Origin of the sequence: Streptomyces sp. NPDC048172, assembly GCF_043202595.1 — a bacterium.
Taxonomy (GTDB): Bacteria; Actinomycetota; Actinomycetes; order Streptomycetales; family Streptomycetaceae; genus Streptomyces.
On the sequence record NZ_JBIDAT010000011.1, the window covers coordinates 29,401 to 44,571 of the forward strand.

Consider the following 15,171-nt stretch of genomic DNA (forward strand, 5'->3'; position numbering starts at 1 on the left):
GGACGCCGGGGATCACGTTTTGACCGCGAACGTGCGCCGGTAGGCCGCGGGGGAGACCCCGAGTGCCGACTGGAAGTGCGAGCGCAGCGAGGAGGGCGAGCCGAAACCGGCCGTCTCCGCGATCCGGTCGATGGCCATGTCGCTGCTCTCCAGCAGGTGCCGGGCCCGTTCGACGCGCTGCTCGATGAGCCAGCGCTGCGGACTGAGCCCGGTCTCCTCGCGGAAGCGCCGGGTGAACGTCCGTACGCTCATGGACTCCCGTGCCGCCAGTTCGCGGAGGGTCAGAGGTCTGTCCAGATGGTCGAGCGCCCAGGCGCGGGCCGTGCCCGTCGTGCGGATGTCGGACTGCGGCACCGGACGGACGACGAACTGGGCCTGCCCTCCGCTGCGCTGCGGCGGGACGACCGTACGCCGCGCGACCGAGTTCGCCACCTCGGAGCCGAAGTCCGAGCGCACCATATGGAGGCAGAGATCGATGCCGGAGGCCACACCGGCGGAGGTCAGCACGTCTCCCTCGTCCACATAGAGCACATCGGGCTCCAGACGGACGCGCGGATACAGCGAACGGAAATGGTCCGCCGACGCCCAATGGGTCGTCGCCCGCCGCCCGTCCAGCAGTCCGGCCGCCGCCAGGACGAAGGCGCCCGTGCAGATGGACGCGATACGGGTGCCCGGCCGGATCCTGGCGAGCGCGTCGGCGAGCGGTGGCTCCAGGGTGCCCAGATGGTACGAGGCGTCCGTCTCGTGCGCGGCGGGAACGATCACGGTGTCCGCCTCGGCGAGGGCCTCGGGGCCGTGGCCGACGTTGACGGTGAAGTCCGCGTCCGTACGGACCGGTCCCGGCGTGGGAACGGACGCGGTGCAGGTCACGACCTCGTACAGCGGCTTCCCGTCCGCCGTCTTGGAGCGGCCCATCAGACGGTGCGGGATGCCCAGCTCGATGGGGAGCAGCCCGGGGCGCACCAGAACGGCCACCCGGTGACGCTCAGGATGCTGGAACACGCTCATGGCCCGATCCTCGCACATGATGGCCTTCCGGCCACTCGTGCGGCGTGATCGTCCCGCCGAGACTCGTTCCGTGACGCAGACGACCGCATCGCACGCACCGCGTGCCGGAGACGAGCCGCCCTCCTCCGGGCCGCCCGAAAAACGCGACAGGGGCGCACGGCCGCCACGGGTGCACCGCGCGTGGACGGTCGCCGCCGTGGCCTTCGTGACGATCATCGGCGCTGCGGGCTTCGCCTCCATGCCGGGCCTGCTGATCGACCCGCTGCACGGGGAGTTCGGCTGGTCGCGCGGCACCATCGGCTTCGCCGTGTCGGTGAACCTCGCGCTGTACGGGCTCACCGCGCCGTTCGCCGCCGCGCTGATGGACCGCTACGGCATCCGCAGGGTCGTGGCCGTCGCGCTCACCACCATCGCCGTGGGGGCGGCCCTGACGACCGTGATGACCGCGAGCTGGCAGCTGGTGCTCTTCTGGGGCGTCCTCGTCGGCCTGGGCAGCGGCTGTATGGCGCTCGCCTTCTCCGCGACGGTCACCAACCGCTGGTTCGTGCGACGCAAGGGCCTGGTGACCGGCATCCTGACCGCCGCCGGCGCCTCCGGCCAACTGGTCTTCCTGCCGTTGCTGTCCTACCTGATCGAGCAGTACGACTGGCGCCCCGCGGCCGTCACGGTCGCGCTGACGGCGCTCGCGGTGGTGCCGTTCGTCTGGCTCCTGCTGCGCGACCATCCGGCCGACGTCGGCCTCGCCCCGTACGGCGCCACGGAGTTCGTGCCCAAGCCTCCGCCCCGTACGGGCGCGGGAAAACGCGCCCTGCGCGTCCTGTTCGACGCGGCCAGGACGGGTCCCTTCTGGCTGCTCGCGGGGACCTTCGCGATCTGCGGCGCGACCACCAACGGCCTGGTGAAGACCCATTTCGTGCCGTCCGCGCACGACCACGGCATGCCGGTGACGGCGGCGGCCGGGCTGCTCGCGGTGATCGGGGTCTTCGACGTCGTGGGCACCATTGCGTCCGGATGGTTCACCGACCGCTTCGAGGCGCGCCGCCTGCTGTCGCTGTACTACGCGTTGCGCGGCGTCTCCCTGATGTTCCTGCCGATGCTGCTCGCCCCGTCCGTCCATCCGCCGATGATCTTCTTCATCGTCTTCTACGGCCTCGACTGGGTGGCCACCGTCCCGCCCACGCTCGCCCTGTGCCGCGAGCACTACGGCGAGGACAGCGCCATCGTCTTCGGCTGGGTCCTCGCCTCGCACCAGGTGGGCGCCGGACTGGTCGCGTTCCTGGGCGGCGTCGCACGGGACGTCTTCGGCTCGTACGACGTCGTCTGGTACTCCTCGGGCGCCCTGTGCGCCGTCGCGGCGCTGATGGCCCTGGTGATCCGGAGGGGCCGCGCGGACGAACTGGTGGACGCGGTGCGGGCCTAATAAGAGCGGGCCTAATAATGCGGGCCTAATAAGAGGCGGCAGGGGCCGCGCGCCGGTCCTGGGGCCGGTCCTGGTCCTGCTCCTGGTCCTGCTCCTGGACGCGGAAGGTGCGGCGGTAGGCGCGTGGGGAGACGCCGATGCTGGCCCGCAGATGCTGGCGCAGGGACGCGCCCGTGCCGAAGCCCGCGTCGGCGGCGATACGGTCGACGCTCAGATCCGTCTCCTCCAGCAGCTGGCGCGCGTGGTCGATCCGCTGCCGCGTCAGCCACTGCACCGGGGTCTGCCCGGTCTCCTCGCGGAAACGCCGCGTGAACGTCCGTACGCTCATCGCCTCCTGTGCCGCCATTTCGCCCAGGGTCACCGGGCGGTCCAGATGGCGCAGCGCCCAGGCGCGCGCGTTGCCCGTCGAGGAGCGCTGCGCGGGCGGCACCGGGCGGGGGATGAACTGGGCCTGTCCGCCGTCCCTGTGGGGCGGTACGACCGTTCTGCGGGCCACCGTGTTGGCGACGGCGGTGCCGTGGTCGCGGCGGATGATGTGCAGGCACAGGTCGATGCCGGACGCCTCCCCGGCGGAGGTGAGGACATCGCCCTCGTCCACGTAGAGCACGTCCGGGTCCACCTCGACGCCGGGGTATCTCGCGCGGAAATCGTCGACCGAGCGCCAGTGGGTGGTCGCTCTGCGCCCGTCCAGCAGCCCGGCAGCCGCCAGGACGAAGGCCCCCGTGCAGATGGAGGCGATACGGGCGCCGGGCCGGATGCGCGCCATGGCGGCGGCGAGCGCCGGGGGCAGCGTGCCGTCCGTCTCGGTCTCGTCGGCCACGTGTGTCGCCGGGACGAGCACCGTGTCGGCCTCTTCCAGCGCCTCGGGGCCGTGTGCGACATGGATGGGGAAATCGGCGTCCGTACGGACAGGACCGGGGACCGGGGCGCAGGTCACCACCTCGTACAGAGGCTCGCCCCCGGGGGACTCCGCGTACCCGAAGAGCTGGTGCGCGAGGCCCAGCTCCATGGGCATCACGCCCTCGCGGACCAGCACCGCGACCCGGTGGGGGCCCTCGTCGCCGTTCCGTGGGTTCCGCTGCCGGAAGACACTCATGGCCAGATTCTTTCACATGCTGGCAGTATGGCCACTCGTTCCTCCCTCCCGGTCCGCGCAGGATCGTGGGCATGAAGGTGCTCTGGATATTCGCCCACCCGGAAGCGGGCTCACTGAACGGCTCCCTGCGCGACGAGGGCGTGCGCGCCCTGCGCGAGCAGGGGCACGAGGTACGGGAGTCGGACCTGTACGCCATGGGCTGGAAGGCGACCGTGGACCGTACGGACGTCGCGTTCGACAGTGGCGGGGACGAGGACGGTGGCGACGGCCGGATGGTCGTCGGTGACGCGCAGGAGGCCGCCTACCGGGCGGGAACGCTCAGTCCCGACATCCGTGCCGAGCAGGAGAAGCTCGACTGGGCGGACACGGTGGTGCTGCACTTCCCTCTGTGGTGGTTCGGGCCGCCCGCCATCCTGAAGGGCTGGTTCGACAGGGTGCTCGTCCAGGGGTACGCGCAGGTGGTCACCGACGCGGAGGGACGCACCCGGCGCTACGGAGACGGCGGCCTCGCGGGCAAGCGCGCCCTCGTGGTGACGTCCGTAGGCGCGCGGGAGTCCTCGTTCGGCCCGCGCGGTGTGCACGGCGACCTCAACGGCGTTCTCTTCCCCGTGCACCACGGGGTGTTCTGGTACACGGGCATGGAGGCGCTGCCGCCTTTCGCGGTCTACGGCGCGAACAGGCGCTTCACCGAACGGGACTTCAAGGAGTACGCCGATGCCCTCCGCGCACGCCTGGAGGGGCTGGAATCGGACACGCCCCTGCCCTTCCGGCGCGAGGCGGGCGGCGACTACGACGCCGACCTGGTGCTACGGGCGGACGTGGCCCCGGGGCGCACGGGGATCGACGCGCACTACGACGAGAACTACGGCGCGCACTACGACGAGAACGTGCCCAGCGTCCCCCGGTGAAACAGCAGCGGTGCCACGTCCTCGTCCTGCGAGGCGTCCAGCGCGCGCACCCGGCCGACGACGATGAGGTGGTCGCCTCCCGTGTGCACGGCGTGGATCTCGCAGTCGATCCACGCGGCGACGCCCTCCAGGAGCGGCGATCCGGTCACGGGCGACGGCGCGTGCGTCACCCCGGCGAACTTGTCGCCGCCGCTCACCGCGAACCCCCGGCACAGCTCGCCCTGGTCCGCCGCGAGGACGTTCACGCAGAAGACCCCGGCGCGGGCGATGCGCGGCCACGTCGTGGACGTACGGGCGACCATGAACGAGACCAGCGGCGGGTCCAGCGAGAGGGAGGCGAAGGACTGGCAGGCGAACCCGGCGGGGGCCGCCCCGTCCGCCGCCCCGCCCTCCTCGCGCTCGCCCTCGCCCGCCGGGGCCGTCACGACGGTGACGCCCGAGGCGAAATGGCCGAGCACGCGGCGGAATTCGGCGCCGTCGACGGGGGCGCGCTCGTCCTCGCGGACGGCGCGCAGGCGCTGGCGGGGGAGCGGGTCCGGTGCGGGCGCCGGTGCTGTCGCGGGCTGCGCCGCGCCGACCGCGCGGAGGTAGCGCACTGCGGTGGCCGCCATCCCTGCGTGTCCCATCATGTCCTCATTGAATCTGATGGAGCGTCAGATGGGAAGGGGTGGGCGGGCCCCGGAAGAGGACCGGAGGGCCCCGGAAGAGGGCCGGAGGGATCCGGAAGAGGGTCCCCGTGCCTCTTGTGGATGCCCTAGCGGCCCTCGTAGACGGGCGTGCGGCGCTCCTTGAAAGCCGCCACGCCCTCCTGGGCGTCCCGCGTCGTCATGTTGATCTCCTGCGCCTGGGCCTCGGCGGCGAAGGCCACCGAACGGCTGCTGTCCAGCGCGTCGTTGACCAGCCGCTTCGTCAGCGCCAGCGCCCGGGTCGGGCCCTGGGCAAGCCGTTCCGCCCAGGCCCGTGTGGTCTTCTCCAGCTCGTCGGCGGGGACCACGCGGTTCACCAGACCCATGCGTTCCGCTTCCGGCGCGGGCAGCGAGTCGCCGAAGAACATCAGCTCCTTCGCCCGCTGCGGCCCCACCAGCCTCGGCAGCAGATACGCGCCCCCGCCGTCCGGCACCAGGCCACGCCGCACGAACACCTCGACGAACTTCGCCTCCTGGGAGGCCAGCACGAGGTCGCAGGCGAGCGCGAGGTGTGCGCCGATGCCCGCCGCCGTGCCGTTCACGGCCGCGAGCACCGGCTTCTCGCAGTCCAGCACCGCGCCGACGAGCCGCTGCGCGCCGTGCTCGATCGTCCGCGCCACGTCCCCGGCGACGCGCTCGCGCCCGGAGTCCGGCGTGCCCCGCAGGTCGGCGCCGGCGCAGAAGCCCCGGCCTCTCCCGGTGATCACGACGGCGCGCACGGCGGGGTCGGCGGAGGCGGCGGAGAGCAGCGAGATCAGGCGTTCCCGCTGGTCCCAGGTGAGGGCGTTGAGGGCGTGGGGGCGGTCGAGGGTGATCCACGAGACGCCGTTGTCAGTGGCGTGCTCTACAACTGTCTCCAGGGACTCCCCGGGCGTCGACACGGGGGCGTTGGACGCCCGGGGAGATTCCGTAGCTGATCCGGTTCCAGGTGCGTGGGGTTCGGGAGAGGAGGACATCGTGTGCGAGCTCCCTTCAGTCGCAGAGGGTGAGTCAGCCGCAGACGGCGAGTGCGTCGAGTGCCACGGCGCCCTGCCCGCGCGGCAGCACCACCAGGGGATTGATGTCCAGCTCGGCGAGTTGTCCCGGCCCGTCCCCGCTCAGTTCCAGCGCCATGCGCTGCACCCGGAGGACGACCTCGACGAGGGCGTCCACATCGGCGGGCGGCCGTCCGCGGACGCCGTCGAGGAGCGCGGCGCCGCGCAGTTCGCCCAGCATGTCGCGGGTCTGGTCCTCGCCGAAGGGCGGGACGCGGACGGCCGAGTCGCGCAGGACCTCCACCAGCACCCCGCCGAGGCCGACCGTGACCGTCGGCCCGAAGAGCGCGTCCTGGGTGATGCCGACGACCATTTCGACGCCGGGTTCGACCATCTGGCAGACGAGCACGCCGTCCAGCTCGATGCCCTCGACGCGGGCGATCTCGGTGAGTTCGCGGTAGGACTCGCGGACCTGGCTGGCGGACGTCAGCCCGACCTTCACCAGGCCGTAGTCGCTCTTGTGCGCGAGCTGCGGCGCGGACGCCTTCATCACGACGGGGTAGCCGACCTGCGCGGCGGCGCGCACGGCGCCCGCGGCGCTGGTGACCAGCTTCTCGCGGGGGACGCGGATGCCGTACGCGCGCAGCAGCTGCTTAGCGGAGTGCTCGCTGAGCTGCTGGTCGGGCCGGAGCAGGGCCTTCCCCTTGCGGTACGAGGGGGAGGGGGTGCGCGGCGCCTCCGCGAAGGGGGAGTGGTAGCCGCGGGTGAAGCGGTGGTGGCCGAGATAGGCGCGGACGGCGCCTATGCAGTTGGAGAAGGTCCGGAAGGTGGCGACACGGGAGGAGCCCAGCAGCGTGTGCCGGTAGGCGTCCTCGGTGCCGACGGGGGAGCCCCAGACGACGCAGACCAGCTTGTCCGTCGCCTCCGCCGCGTCGGCCAGGTCCTGGGCGAGCTTGTCGCTCATCGGGGGGAACGGGCCGGTGATGGGACAGATCAGCACGCCCACGTCCGGGTCGGCGAGGATCGCGTCGATGATCTTCCGCCCGCGCCAGTCGCCCACGGGATGGCCGCCGTTGTCGATCGGGTTGGCCACGGAGAGATAGTCCGGGATCCACTGGTGCAGCTCGGCCTGCTTCGCCTCGGAGAGCGTGGGGAGGGTGAGTCCCTCGGCGGTCGCCAGGTCCGAGAAGTGCGCGCCGGTGCCGCCCGATATCGCGTAGACGGCGACGCCGTCGGCCTGCGGCGGGCGCGCGCGGGCCAGCAGCGCCGAGGTGTCCTGGAGCTCGTCCAGGCCGTTCACCCGGATCACGCCGTACTGCCGCATCGCCGCGTCCACCGTGGCGTCGGCGCCCGTCAGCTTGCCGGTGTGGGACGCGGCCGTACGGGCGCCCGTCTCGGTGCGGCCGACCTTCACGGCGACGACGGGTACGCCCTCGCGCGCCGCCCGGTCGGCGGCGAGCAGAAAGGCACGCCCGTCCTTGAGCCCTTCCACATACGCGGCGATGGCGCCGACCTCGGGCCGTGAGGCGAAGTAGGAGATGAAGTCGGCCGTCTCCAGGTCGGCCTCGTTCCCCGTCGGCGCCCAGTGGGAGAGCCGTATGCCCAGCTCCTGGAGGGCGAAGACGGGGCGGCCCTGGTGGCCGGACTGGGTGATCAGCGCGATGGCCGGTCCTTCGAGGTCGTCACGGAAGTGCTCGAAGGCGTTGAGGTTGGTGTTCGGGCCGAGCAGTCGGAGCCCGGAGCGGGCGGAGATCTCGGCGAGCTCGGCCTGCGCGGCGGCGCCGTCCTCGCCGGTCTCGGCGAAGCCGGAGGCGAAGGCGACGGCGAAACGGGTCTTGGTGTCCGCCAGTTGCTCGATCACGGGCAGCGGTTCGGCGACGAGGAGCACGGCGAGATCGACGGGTTCGGGGAGGTCGGTGACGGAGGGGACGCAGGGCAGGCCGAAGACGGCCTCGCGCGTGGGGTGCACGGGACGCAGCCGTGCGCCGACGCGCTCGGCCCAGGCGAGGAGCTGCCGGGTGATCCCCGTATTGGGGCGTCCCTCGGCGTCGGAGGCGCCCACGACGGCGACGGACTCGGGCCGGAAGAGGCGGTCCAGATCGGGCACGTCCGCGTGCAGGGGGCGTCCGCTGACGTCGAGGGCGGCGGCGTCCGCGGTGCCGTCGGAGCAGGTGCCGCCCGTGCCGGAGCGGACGCCGCCGGGCGCCTGTCCGTGGACGACGCCGACGCCGGTGAGCTGCTCGCCACAGGCCAGCACGCGTGCCGAACGGGGGGTGGTGGTGAGGGTGCCGTGAGTCGATCCGAGCATCGTTCTCGCCCACTCCTGTTGGTGGCCAATATAACTGACGCCCTGTCAGATTACTGAACTGACAGGTTGTCAGGAAGTGTGGCGGCACGATCGCCGGAGGGGGCTCCTCTCTCGTCTACCCCGCGCCCGCCGCTCCCATGTGGCCACCGCGCGCCCCCGCCCCGCCCGCGCGTACGCCCCGGCGGTCACTCCGAGCGCCAACATCACCGGTGCGGAGCGCTGGAGGGCTCACCGGATGTCGCACTGAGCCGCTTGAGTCTCCAGTGGCTGGAGAGTCCAGGATCTTGCCCATGGACGATGAACGCCCCGACGTGCTCACCATCGGCCAGCTCGCGCGCCGCACCGGACTTCCGGTGCGCACCCTGCGCTTCTGGTCGGACGAGGGAGCGGTGCCGCCCGTGGCCCGCTCCGCGAGCGGCTACCGGCTGTACGACGCCGAGTCCGTGGCCCGCGTCGAGCTGGTCCGAACTCTGCGGGAGCTGGGCCTCGGGCTCGACGACGTGTGCCGGGTGCTGAGCGGCCGGACCACGGTCGCCGAGGTCGCCGATGCGCAGGTGGCCGCGCTCGACGCGCGGATCCGCTCACTCAAGGTGAGCCGGGCCGTCCTGTCCACCGTGGCGACACGCGGTTCCACCGCTGAGGAGACAGCACTGATGAACCGGTTGGCGCGGCTTTCCGCCGCCGAACGCGAGCAGATCATCGACGAGTTCAAGAAGGAGGTGTTCGGCGGCCTCGACATCGATCCGGATCTGCGCGACCGCCTGCGCACCTTCAGCGTCGAATTGCCCGACGATCCCACCCCTGAGCAGGTCGACGCCTGGATCGAACTGGCCGAACTGGTCCGGGACCCCGGCTTTCGCGCCCGATTGCGCACCTGGATGGAGCTCAACACGCCCGTACCGGGGCAGGGCCGTCCCCCCGGGGCGTCCATCTGGTGGGCCAGGCACGTCGTGCAGACCGTCGCGGAGGCCAGAGAACGCGGGGTCACCCCCGAGGGACCGGAGGCGGCCGAAACGCTGTCCGAGCTGTTCGGCGTCGCCGATCGGGCTGCCGTGCTGAGCAGCCTGGATGCCGGAATGGAGGCAGGGGCGGAGCGCTATCGCAGGCTTGTCGCCCGCGTGCGCGGGCAGGACTCCGCGCCCGACGCGACCGGGGAACTGGAGTGGCTGGCACGGGCCCTGCGCGCCGCGGATCCCACCGAGGCCGACCCCGCGGATTGAGCGCGAACCCACGGGCCCAGGCCGTCGCGGTCCCGGCCCGCCTTCTCGCCGAATGAGTGGTCCTCTCACCCTGGCTCGGAATGGTCCCGACTTTCGTACGGGGCGCCGCATAGCGTCACTCACATGGAGACGCCGAACGGAACCAACTCCGTCCTGACGACGCTTATGCACGAGGTGCCCCCGTTCCTTCCCGAGGGCGCCGAAGTGATGACCATGACCGTCGACATCCCACCGGGCGACCCGGGGACGCCGCCGCACCGGCACAGCGGGCCGGTGTTCGGCTACATGCTGGAGGGCGAGATGGTCTTCGAGCTGGAAGGCGAGCCCGAACGTGTCATCCGCGCCGGAGAGGCCTTCTGGGAGCCCGGCGGTGACCTGATCCACTACCAGACGGCCAACCATCTGACCGACCGCTGGAGCCGCTTCGTCGTCGTCATGGTCGGCGTCCCCGGCGAGGAGATGCTCACCCTCGTGGACGAGGAGGAGCTCGCCGCCCGCAGCGACCGCCGCGCGCCCCGCCCGGGTGCCTAGGCCCTGTCGTCGCCCGAACGGCTAGGCCGCCGCGCGGGCGATGGCGCGGGCGATCCTCGGGGCGTCCAGCGCGAGTTCGCGGAGCATCCCGCTGATGGGATTGGTGAACCCCGTGAAGTACATCCCGGGGGCCGAGGGGTGCGTGCGGCGCCCGTGGGCGCGTGGGTGCCCCTTGGCGTCCAGGACGCCGAGATGGCCCACCAGGTCGTCCAGGCCGCGCCGGAACCCCGTGGCCGCGATGACCACGTCCGGGCGCGCCGTACCGCCCCCGGCGAGGCGAACCACGGGCCCGTCGAAGGACTCGACGGCCGGTACGGGTTCGACGTGCCCGCGCCGTACGGCTCTTATGAGGCCGACGTCCTGCACCGGGATCGCGCCCTCCCGGGCGCGCGTGAAGAGGCCCGTCTCCGGACGCGGCAGTCCGTGCGCGGTCAGGTCCGGCAGGGACGCCCTGGTGAACTGGGCGGCGATACGGTCCGTCAGTCCGGCGGGCAGCCTGCGGCAGAGGATCGCGCTGCGCTGCGCGGGCCAGCCGAGCGTGGTACGGCGCACGAGGTGCGGCGGGGTGCGCACCGCGAGGCGTACGCGCCCCGCACCGTGCGCCGCCAGCTCGGCGGCGATCTCGGCGCCGGTGTTGCCCGCGCCGACGACCAGCACGTTGCGGCCCGCGTACGGCGACGGTTCGCGGTAGCGGGAGGCGTGCAGCAGCTCGCCCGTGAAGGAGTCGCGCCCCGGCCAGTCGGGCACGTGGGCCGTGTGGTTGTAGCCGGTGGCGACGACCACGGCGGGAGTGGTGAGGCGCCGTCCCCCGTTGGCGTGGAGGACCCACCGGTCGTCCCGGCGCTCCACGGTGTCGACCTCGACGCCCGTGGCGACCTCGATCCCGTGGTGCGCCGTGTACGCCTCCAGGTAGCGCACCAGGTCGTCGCGGGCGACCCAGCGGCCGTACTCGCGCGGGATGGGCAGGCCGGGCAGCGCCGACAGGGCGCGGGTGGTGTGCAGGCGGAGCCGGTCGTAGTGTCCGCGCCAGGAGGCGCCCACGGAGTCGGACTTCTCCAGCACGACCGCGCTGATCCCGCGTTCCTTGAGCGCGGCCGCGGTGGCCAGGCCGCCCGGGCCGGCGCCGATGATCTGGACGGGCGAGCCGTCGTCGGACATGGGCATGACGAGAATCCTAGTGACCGCCCGGTGACTGTGCGGTGAGCGCCCCCGGAAATTCCATGGTGAACGCCCCTTGCCAAGTCGCACCCCGTCCGGTGAACTGACGAGCCGTCAGATTCCGAGTGCCCGGAAGTACGGGGTGGAGTGCGGGGTGACCCATGGAGACCGTCTGGCTCAGCGGGGCCGAATGGCTCGCGGTGCTGCGCGTAGGGCTCGGCCTGTGGTGGCTGGAGAGCTGGCGGCACAAGGACAAGAAGGGCTGGTTCGAGCGCGGCACGGGCATCGCCTGGGCCGCCGACGTGGCCTCCAAGCACCGCTGGCCGACGGTCACCAAGGGCTTCGACACGGTCGTGAAGCCCCGTCCCAGGGCCATGGCGTACGTCGTGGTCTACGCGGAGCTCGCCGTGGGGCTCGGCCTCGTCGTGGGCTTCCTGACGCCCGTCGCGCTCGTGGGCGGGCTGCTGCTGAACCTGCTCTATCTCGTCCTGATGATCCATGACTGGGCCGAGCAGGGGCAGAACAGCATGATGGCGCTCATCTCGCTCGTCGCGCTCCTGGGGATGAGCTGGCAGACCTGGTCGCTCGACGCCGCATGGGGGTTGTTCTGATGGGGACCGGAACGGGCGCGCCGGGTGCGCGGTTCGACCTTCCGCAGCCGGACGCGTTCACGCGTCCGTACTGGGACGCGGCCGCGCGCGGACAGCTGCTGCTGCGCCGCTGCCGTGCGGACGGGTGCGGACGGGCGCACCACTATCCGCGCGAGTTCTGTCCGCGCTGCTGGAGCGAGGACGTCGTCTGGGAGGAGGCGAGCGGTGACGCGACCCTCTACACATGGTCGGTGGTCCACCGGAACGACCTGCCGCCGTTCGGGGAACGCGTTCCCTATGTCGCCGCGGTCGTCGAACTGGCCGAGGGGCCCCGGATGATGACCGAGATCAGGGACTGTCCGGACGAGGAACTGTGCGTCGGATTGGCGCTCCGTGTGTCTTTCCGGGCCGTTGGCGGGGAGGACGGGGCGGATGCTGCCGATACGGCCGTACCGGTCTTCCGGCCCGCCGTTAATGCCTCGCGCTCCTGAGAGGCACGCGGCATCCTGACGTGCGTGGACATCGCCATCCGAGAAGCGACAGCGGCCGACTGGCCCGCCATCTGGCCGTTCTTCCAGGAGATCTGCGCGGCCGGTGAGACCATTCCGTACCCCCGCGACATCGGGGCGGAGGCGGGGCGCGAGCTGTGGATGACCGGCCCTCCCGGCCGTACGGCCGTCGCGGTGGACGCCGCGGACGACGGACGGGTGCTAGGCACGTCCAACATGTACGCGAACCGTGCGGGCGGTGGCGCCCACATCTCCAGCGGCAGCTTCATGGTCGCCTCGCACGCCCGCGGCCGGGGCGTCGGGCGGGCCCTCGGCGAGGACATGCTCGACTGGTCGCGCCGGAGCGGCTTCCGGGGTGTCCAGTTCAACGCCGTCGTGGAGTGCAACCACCCCGCCGTCGCCCTGTGGAAGTCCCTCGGCTTCGAGGTCATCGGCACGGTGCCGGAGAGCTTCCACCACCCGGCGGAGGGCTACGTCGGGCTGCACGTCATGTACCAGCGGCTCTGAACGGCGCTCTCAGGGCCCTGAGGGCTCTCAGGGCCGGTAGATCTTCCCGGGCTCCGGGGCCCCGGGGGCGAGCAGGTCGGGCACGGTGACGAACGTGTACCCCTTCTTCTTCAGCGCCTTGATGATCCCCGGCACGGCGGGGACCGTGCCCTTGTAGATGTCATGGAGCAGGATGATGCCGTCCCGGTCGGTCTGTTCCAGGACGCGCTTCTTGATGAGCGCCGAATCGGTCGTCTGGTAGTCCTTCGCGGTGACGCTCCAGAGCACCTGGGAGACGCCGAGGTCCTCGCAGATCTTGGTGATGTTCTCGTCCGTACGCCCCTGGGGCGGGCGCATCAGTGAGGGCTCGGTGCCGGTGAGCTTCTCGACCGACCGCTGCACGCGGGATATCTCCTCGCGCACCTCGTCGTCCTTGAGGTCGGTCAGGATCCCGTGCGACCAGGTGTGGTTGGCCACCTCGTGCCCCTCGTCCGCGATGCGGCGCACCAGGTCGGGGTGCTTGGTGATGTGCTTCTTGCCCAGCAGGAAGAAGGTCGCCGGGACCTTCTCCTTCTTGAGGATGTCCAGCAGCCGGGGCGTGTTCGCGCTGGGCCCCGCGTCGAAGGTGAGGGCGACGCACTTCGCCTCGCGGCAGTCCGGATGCCCCGAGGTCACCACGGCTTTGCCCTGTCCCTTGCCCGCCGCCTGCGGCGCCGGGTGGTTGCGCGCGTCCGCCGGGGACGTCGTGTCGACCTCGGCGCACCCGCTCAGCGCCAGCGTGGCGGCCACCGCTGTGAGCAGGGACAGGGACGCTGTCGCTCTCGTTCGCATGCCTTTGATCATCACGTCTGCCACTATACACGCGATGTATATATCGAGTGTATAGAGAGAGCGTGGATACGTCGATTAGAGAGGGTGAGTATAGACGGCGTGTATAGCTGAGCCGAAGAGGGGCGACGGGCGTCGAAGGGGGTAGGGCGAGGTGCCGGGTGGGCTCAGTCGCGGCCTAGGACGACCGTTCCGGACGAGCAGAACCAGCCGCCCGTGCCCGAGGCGACCGCGAGCGCGGGCGGCGTGCCGTCCCGGCGGACGACCTGGCGGTCCTCGCCCGCCTCGCCCCGCAGCTGCCGTACGGCCTCCACGAGCAGGAACAGTCCGCGCATCCCTGGGTGGCAGGCGGAGAGGCCGCCCCCGTCGGTGTTCACCGGCAGCTCGCCGTCGCGGAGCAGTCGTCCCTTCTCGACGAACGCGCCGCCCTCGCCCTTCGCGCAGAAGCCCAGGTCCTCAAGCGTCACCAGGGTCATGTAGGTGAAGGCGTCGTAGATCTCGGCGAGGTCGATGTCGGCCGGAGCGACCCCCGCGCGGGCGAAGGCGTCCCGTCCGGACGCGGCGGCGGGCGAGACCGTGAAGTCGTCCCATTCCGACATGGTGGTGTGCGAGAGGGAGGTGCCCGAACCCAGCACCCATACGGGCCGCTTCGGGACGTCGGCCATCATCTCCTCGGCGACGAGCAGGACGGCGCATCCTCCGTCCGAACGGATGCAGCAGTGCAGTTTGGTGAACGGGTCGGCGATGACCGGACCGGCCAGTACGTCGTCCACGGTGATCGGGTCGCGGTACATGGCGTCCGGGTTCGCCGCCGCGTTGGCGCGTGCCTGGACGGCCACTTCGGCGAGCTGCTCCAGAGTGGTGCCGTACTCGTGCATATGGCGCCGCGCGGCCATCGCGTACTTGGCGACGAGGGTGTGCCCGTAGGGGACCTCGAACTGGAGCGGGCCGCCGGAGCCGAAGGAGAGGTTCGCGGTGCGGCGGCCGGCCTTGAGGTCGGCCCGCGCGGTCGAACCGTAGACCAGCAGGACGGCGTTCGCGTGTCCCTGGGCGATGGCGTCGGCCGCGTGCGCCGCCATCACCTCCCAGGTCGCGCCGCCCACCGACGTCGAGTCCGTCCACGTCGGACGGAGCCCCAGATACTCGGCGACCTCGGCCGGGGCGAGCGTGCCCAGTCCGGCGGAGGCCAGGCCGTCGATCCGGTCGGGAGTGATGCCCCCGCCCGCGTCGGCCAGCGCCCTGCGCGCGGCCTGCGCGTGCAGCGCGTACGCCGTCGCGTGGTCGACGCGGCCCGTGTCCGACAGGGCCGCTCCGGCTATGGCTACCCGGCGAGGAGACATGAATCTGACGGTACATCAGATATGGGGGCGCGTCCCGGGGTGTTCCGGGAGCGTTCCGGGAGCTTTCCAGGGGCGTTCCGGATGTGCCCCCCGGCGCGTGCGTACCCCT

Annotated in this window: 15 protein-coding genes; 7 read left to right on the forward strand and 8 right to left on the reverse strand. The window is 71.7% G+C overall.

Annotation, left to right across the window (positions count from 1 at the left end; all coding sequences use genetic code 11):
* Window positions 1–12: 12 nt before the first annotated feature.
* On the reverse strand, window positions 13–1,008 hold the full coding sequence (locus ACGF3A_RS37465) for a GlxA family transcriptional regulator (protein ID WP_393734988.1): 996 nt from the start codon (window positions 1,006–1,008) through the stop codon (window positions 13–15).
* Window positions 1,009–1,078: 70 nt separating this feature from the next.
* On the opposite strand from ACGF3A_RS37465, the gene ACGF3A_RS37470 reads away from it, so the two are divergent.
* Window positions 1,079–2,428 (forward strand): MFS transporter, encoded by a 1,350-nt coding sequence (locus tag ACGF3A_RS37470; protein ID WP_393734989.1) that lies wholly within the window; start codon window positions 1,079–1,081, stop codon window positions 2,426–2,428.
* 25 nt (window positions 2,429–2,453) lie between these two features.
* Here the strand turns inward: ACGF3A_RS37470 and ACGF3A_RS37475 are convergent, their stop codons facing one another.
* On the reverse strand, window positions 2,454–3,524 hold the full coding sequence (locus ACGF3A_RS37475; RefSeq protein ID WP_393734990.1) for a GlxA family transcriptional regulator: 1,071 nt from the start codon (window positions 3,522–3,524) through the stop codon (window positions 2,454–2,456).
* 71 nt (window positions 3,525–3,595) lie between these two features.
* Between ACGF3A_RS37475 and ACGF3A_RS37480 the strand changes: the two genes are divergently transcribed.
* Window positions 3,596–4,432 carry an NAD(P)H-dependent oxidoreductase gene (locus ACGF3A_RS37480; RefSeq protein ID WP_393734991.1) on the forward strand — a complete coding sequence of 279 codons (837 nt, stop codon included), beginning with the start codon at window positions 3,596–3,598 and terminating at the stop codon, window positions 4,430–4,432.
* Here ACGF3A_RS37480 and ACGF3A_RS37485 read toward each other — a convergent pair.
* The 3 genes from ACGF3A_RS37485 to ACGF3A_RS37495 form a co-directional block, all read right to left on the reverse strand.
* Window positions 4,399–5,061, reverse strand: a complete 663-nt coding sequence (locus ACGF3A_RS37485; RefSeq protein WP_393734992.1) for a flavin reductase family protein — start codon at window positions 5,059–5,061, stop codon at window positions 4,399–4,401. The two genes, ACGF3A_RS37480 and ACGF3A_RS37485, sit on opposite strands and share 34 nt — an antisense overlap.
* A 125-nt stretch (window positions 5,062–5,186) precedes the next feature.
* Window positions 5,187–5,999: an enoyl-CoA hydratase/isomerase family protein gene (locus tag ACGF3A_RS37490; protein WP_393734993.1), complete on the reverse strand. Its 813-nt coding sequence runs from the start codon at window positions 5,997–5,999 to the stop codon at window positions 5,187–5,189.
* Window positions 6,000–6,108: 109 nt separating this feature from the next.
* Window positions 6,109–8,400, reverse strand: a complete 2,292-nt coding sequence (locus tag ACGF3A_RS37495; protein ID WP_393734994.1) for an acetate--CoA ligase family protein — start codon at window positions 8,398–8,400, stop codon at window positions 6,109–6,111.
* 290 nt (window positions 8,401–8,690) lie between these two features.
* Between ACGF3A_RS37495 and ACGF3A_RS37500 the strand changes: the two genes are divergently transcribed.
* Both ACGF3A_RS37500 and ACGF3A_RS37505 read left to right on the forward strand, forming a co-directional pair.
* Window positions 8,691–9,620 (forward strand): MerR family transcriptional regulator, encoded by a 930-nt coding sequence (locus ACGF3A_RS37500; protein WP_393734995.1) that lies wholly within the window; start codon window positions 8,691–8,693, stop codon window positions 9,618–9,620.
* 123 nt (window positions 9,621–9,743) lie between these two features.
* A complete protein-coding gene (locus ACGF3A_RS37505; protein ID WP_393734996.1) occupies window positions 9,744–10,151 on the forward strand; it encodes a cupin domain-containing protein in 408 nt (135 codons plus the stop codon).
* Window positions 10,152–10,172: 21 nt separating this feature from the next.
* Here ACGF3A_RS37505 and ACGF3A_RS37510 read toward each other — a convergent pair whose 3' ends face one another.
* On the reverse strand, window positions 10,173–11,309 hold the full coding sequence (locus ACGF3A_RS37510; protein WP_393735197.1) for a flavin-containing monooxygenase: 1,137 nt from the start codon (window positions 11,307–11,309) through the stop codon (window positions 10,173–10,175).
* A gap of 161 nt (window positions 11,310–11,470) precedes the next feature.
* Here ACGF3A_RS37510 and ACGF3A_RS37515 point away from each other — a divergent pair, with 161 nt between their 5' ends.
* The 3 genes from ACGF3A_RS37515 to ACGF3A_RS37525 are packed head-to-tail and all read left to right on the forward strand — an operon-like array spanning window position 11,471 to window position 12,915.
* The gene (locus tag ACGF3A_RS37515) at window positions 11,471–11,920 is read left to right on the forward strand and encodes a DoxX family protein (RefSeq protein ID WP_393734997.1); all 450 of its coding nucleotides are present in this window, start codon (window positions 11,471–11,473) and stop codon (window positions 11,918–11,920) included.
* Complete coding sequence (locus ACGF3A_RS37520) at window positions 11,920–12,390, forward strand: Zn-ribbon domain-containing OB-fold protein (RefSeq protein ID WP_393734998.1); 471 nt, start codon at window positions 11,920–11,922, stop codon at window positions 12,388–12,390. Before ACGF3A_RS37515 ends, ACGF3A_RS37520 begins: the two co-directional genes overlap by 1 nt.
* Before the next feature lie 30 nt (window positions 12,391–12,420).
* Window positions 12,421–12,915, forward strand: coding sequence for a GNAT family N-acetyltransferase (locus tag ACGF3A_RS37525; protein ID WP_393735198.1), 495 nt, complete (start codon window positions 12,421–12,423; stop codon window positions 12,913–12,915).
* A gap of 27 nt (window positions 12,916–12,942) precedes the next feature.
* Here ACGF3A_RS37525 and ACGF3A_RS37530 read toward each other — a convergent pair whose 3' ends face one another.
* Both ACGF3A_RS37530 and ACGF3A_RS37535 read right to left on the reverse strand, forming a co-directional pair.
* The gene (locus ACGF3A_RS37530; protein ID WP_393734999.1) at window positions 12,943–13,725 is read right to left on the reverse strand and encodes a polysaccharide deacetylase family protein; all 783 of its coding nucleotides are present in this window, start codon (window positions 13,723–13,725) and stop codon (window positions 12,943–12,945) included.
* Between the two features lie 164 nt (window positions 13,726–13,889).
* Window positions 13,890–15,062, reverse strand: a complete 1,173-nt coding sequence (locus tag ACGF3A_RS37535; RefSeq protein ID WP_393735000.1) for an acetyl-CoA acetyltransferase — start codon at window positions 15,060–15,062, stop codon at window positions 13,890–13,892.
* Between the last annotated feature and the right edge of the window lie 109 nt (window positions 15,063–15,171).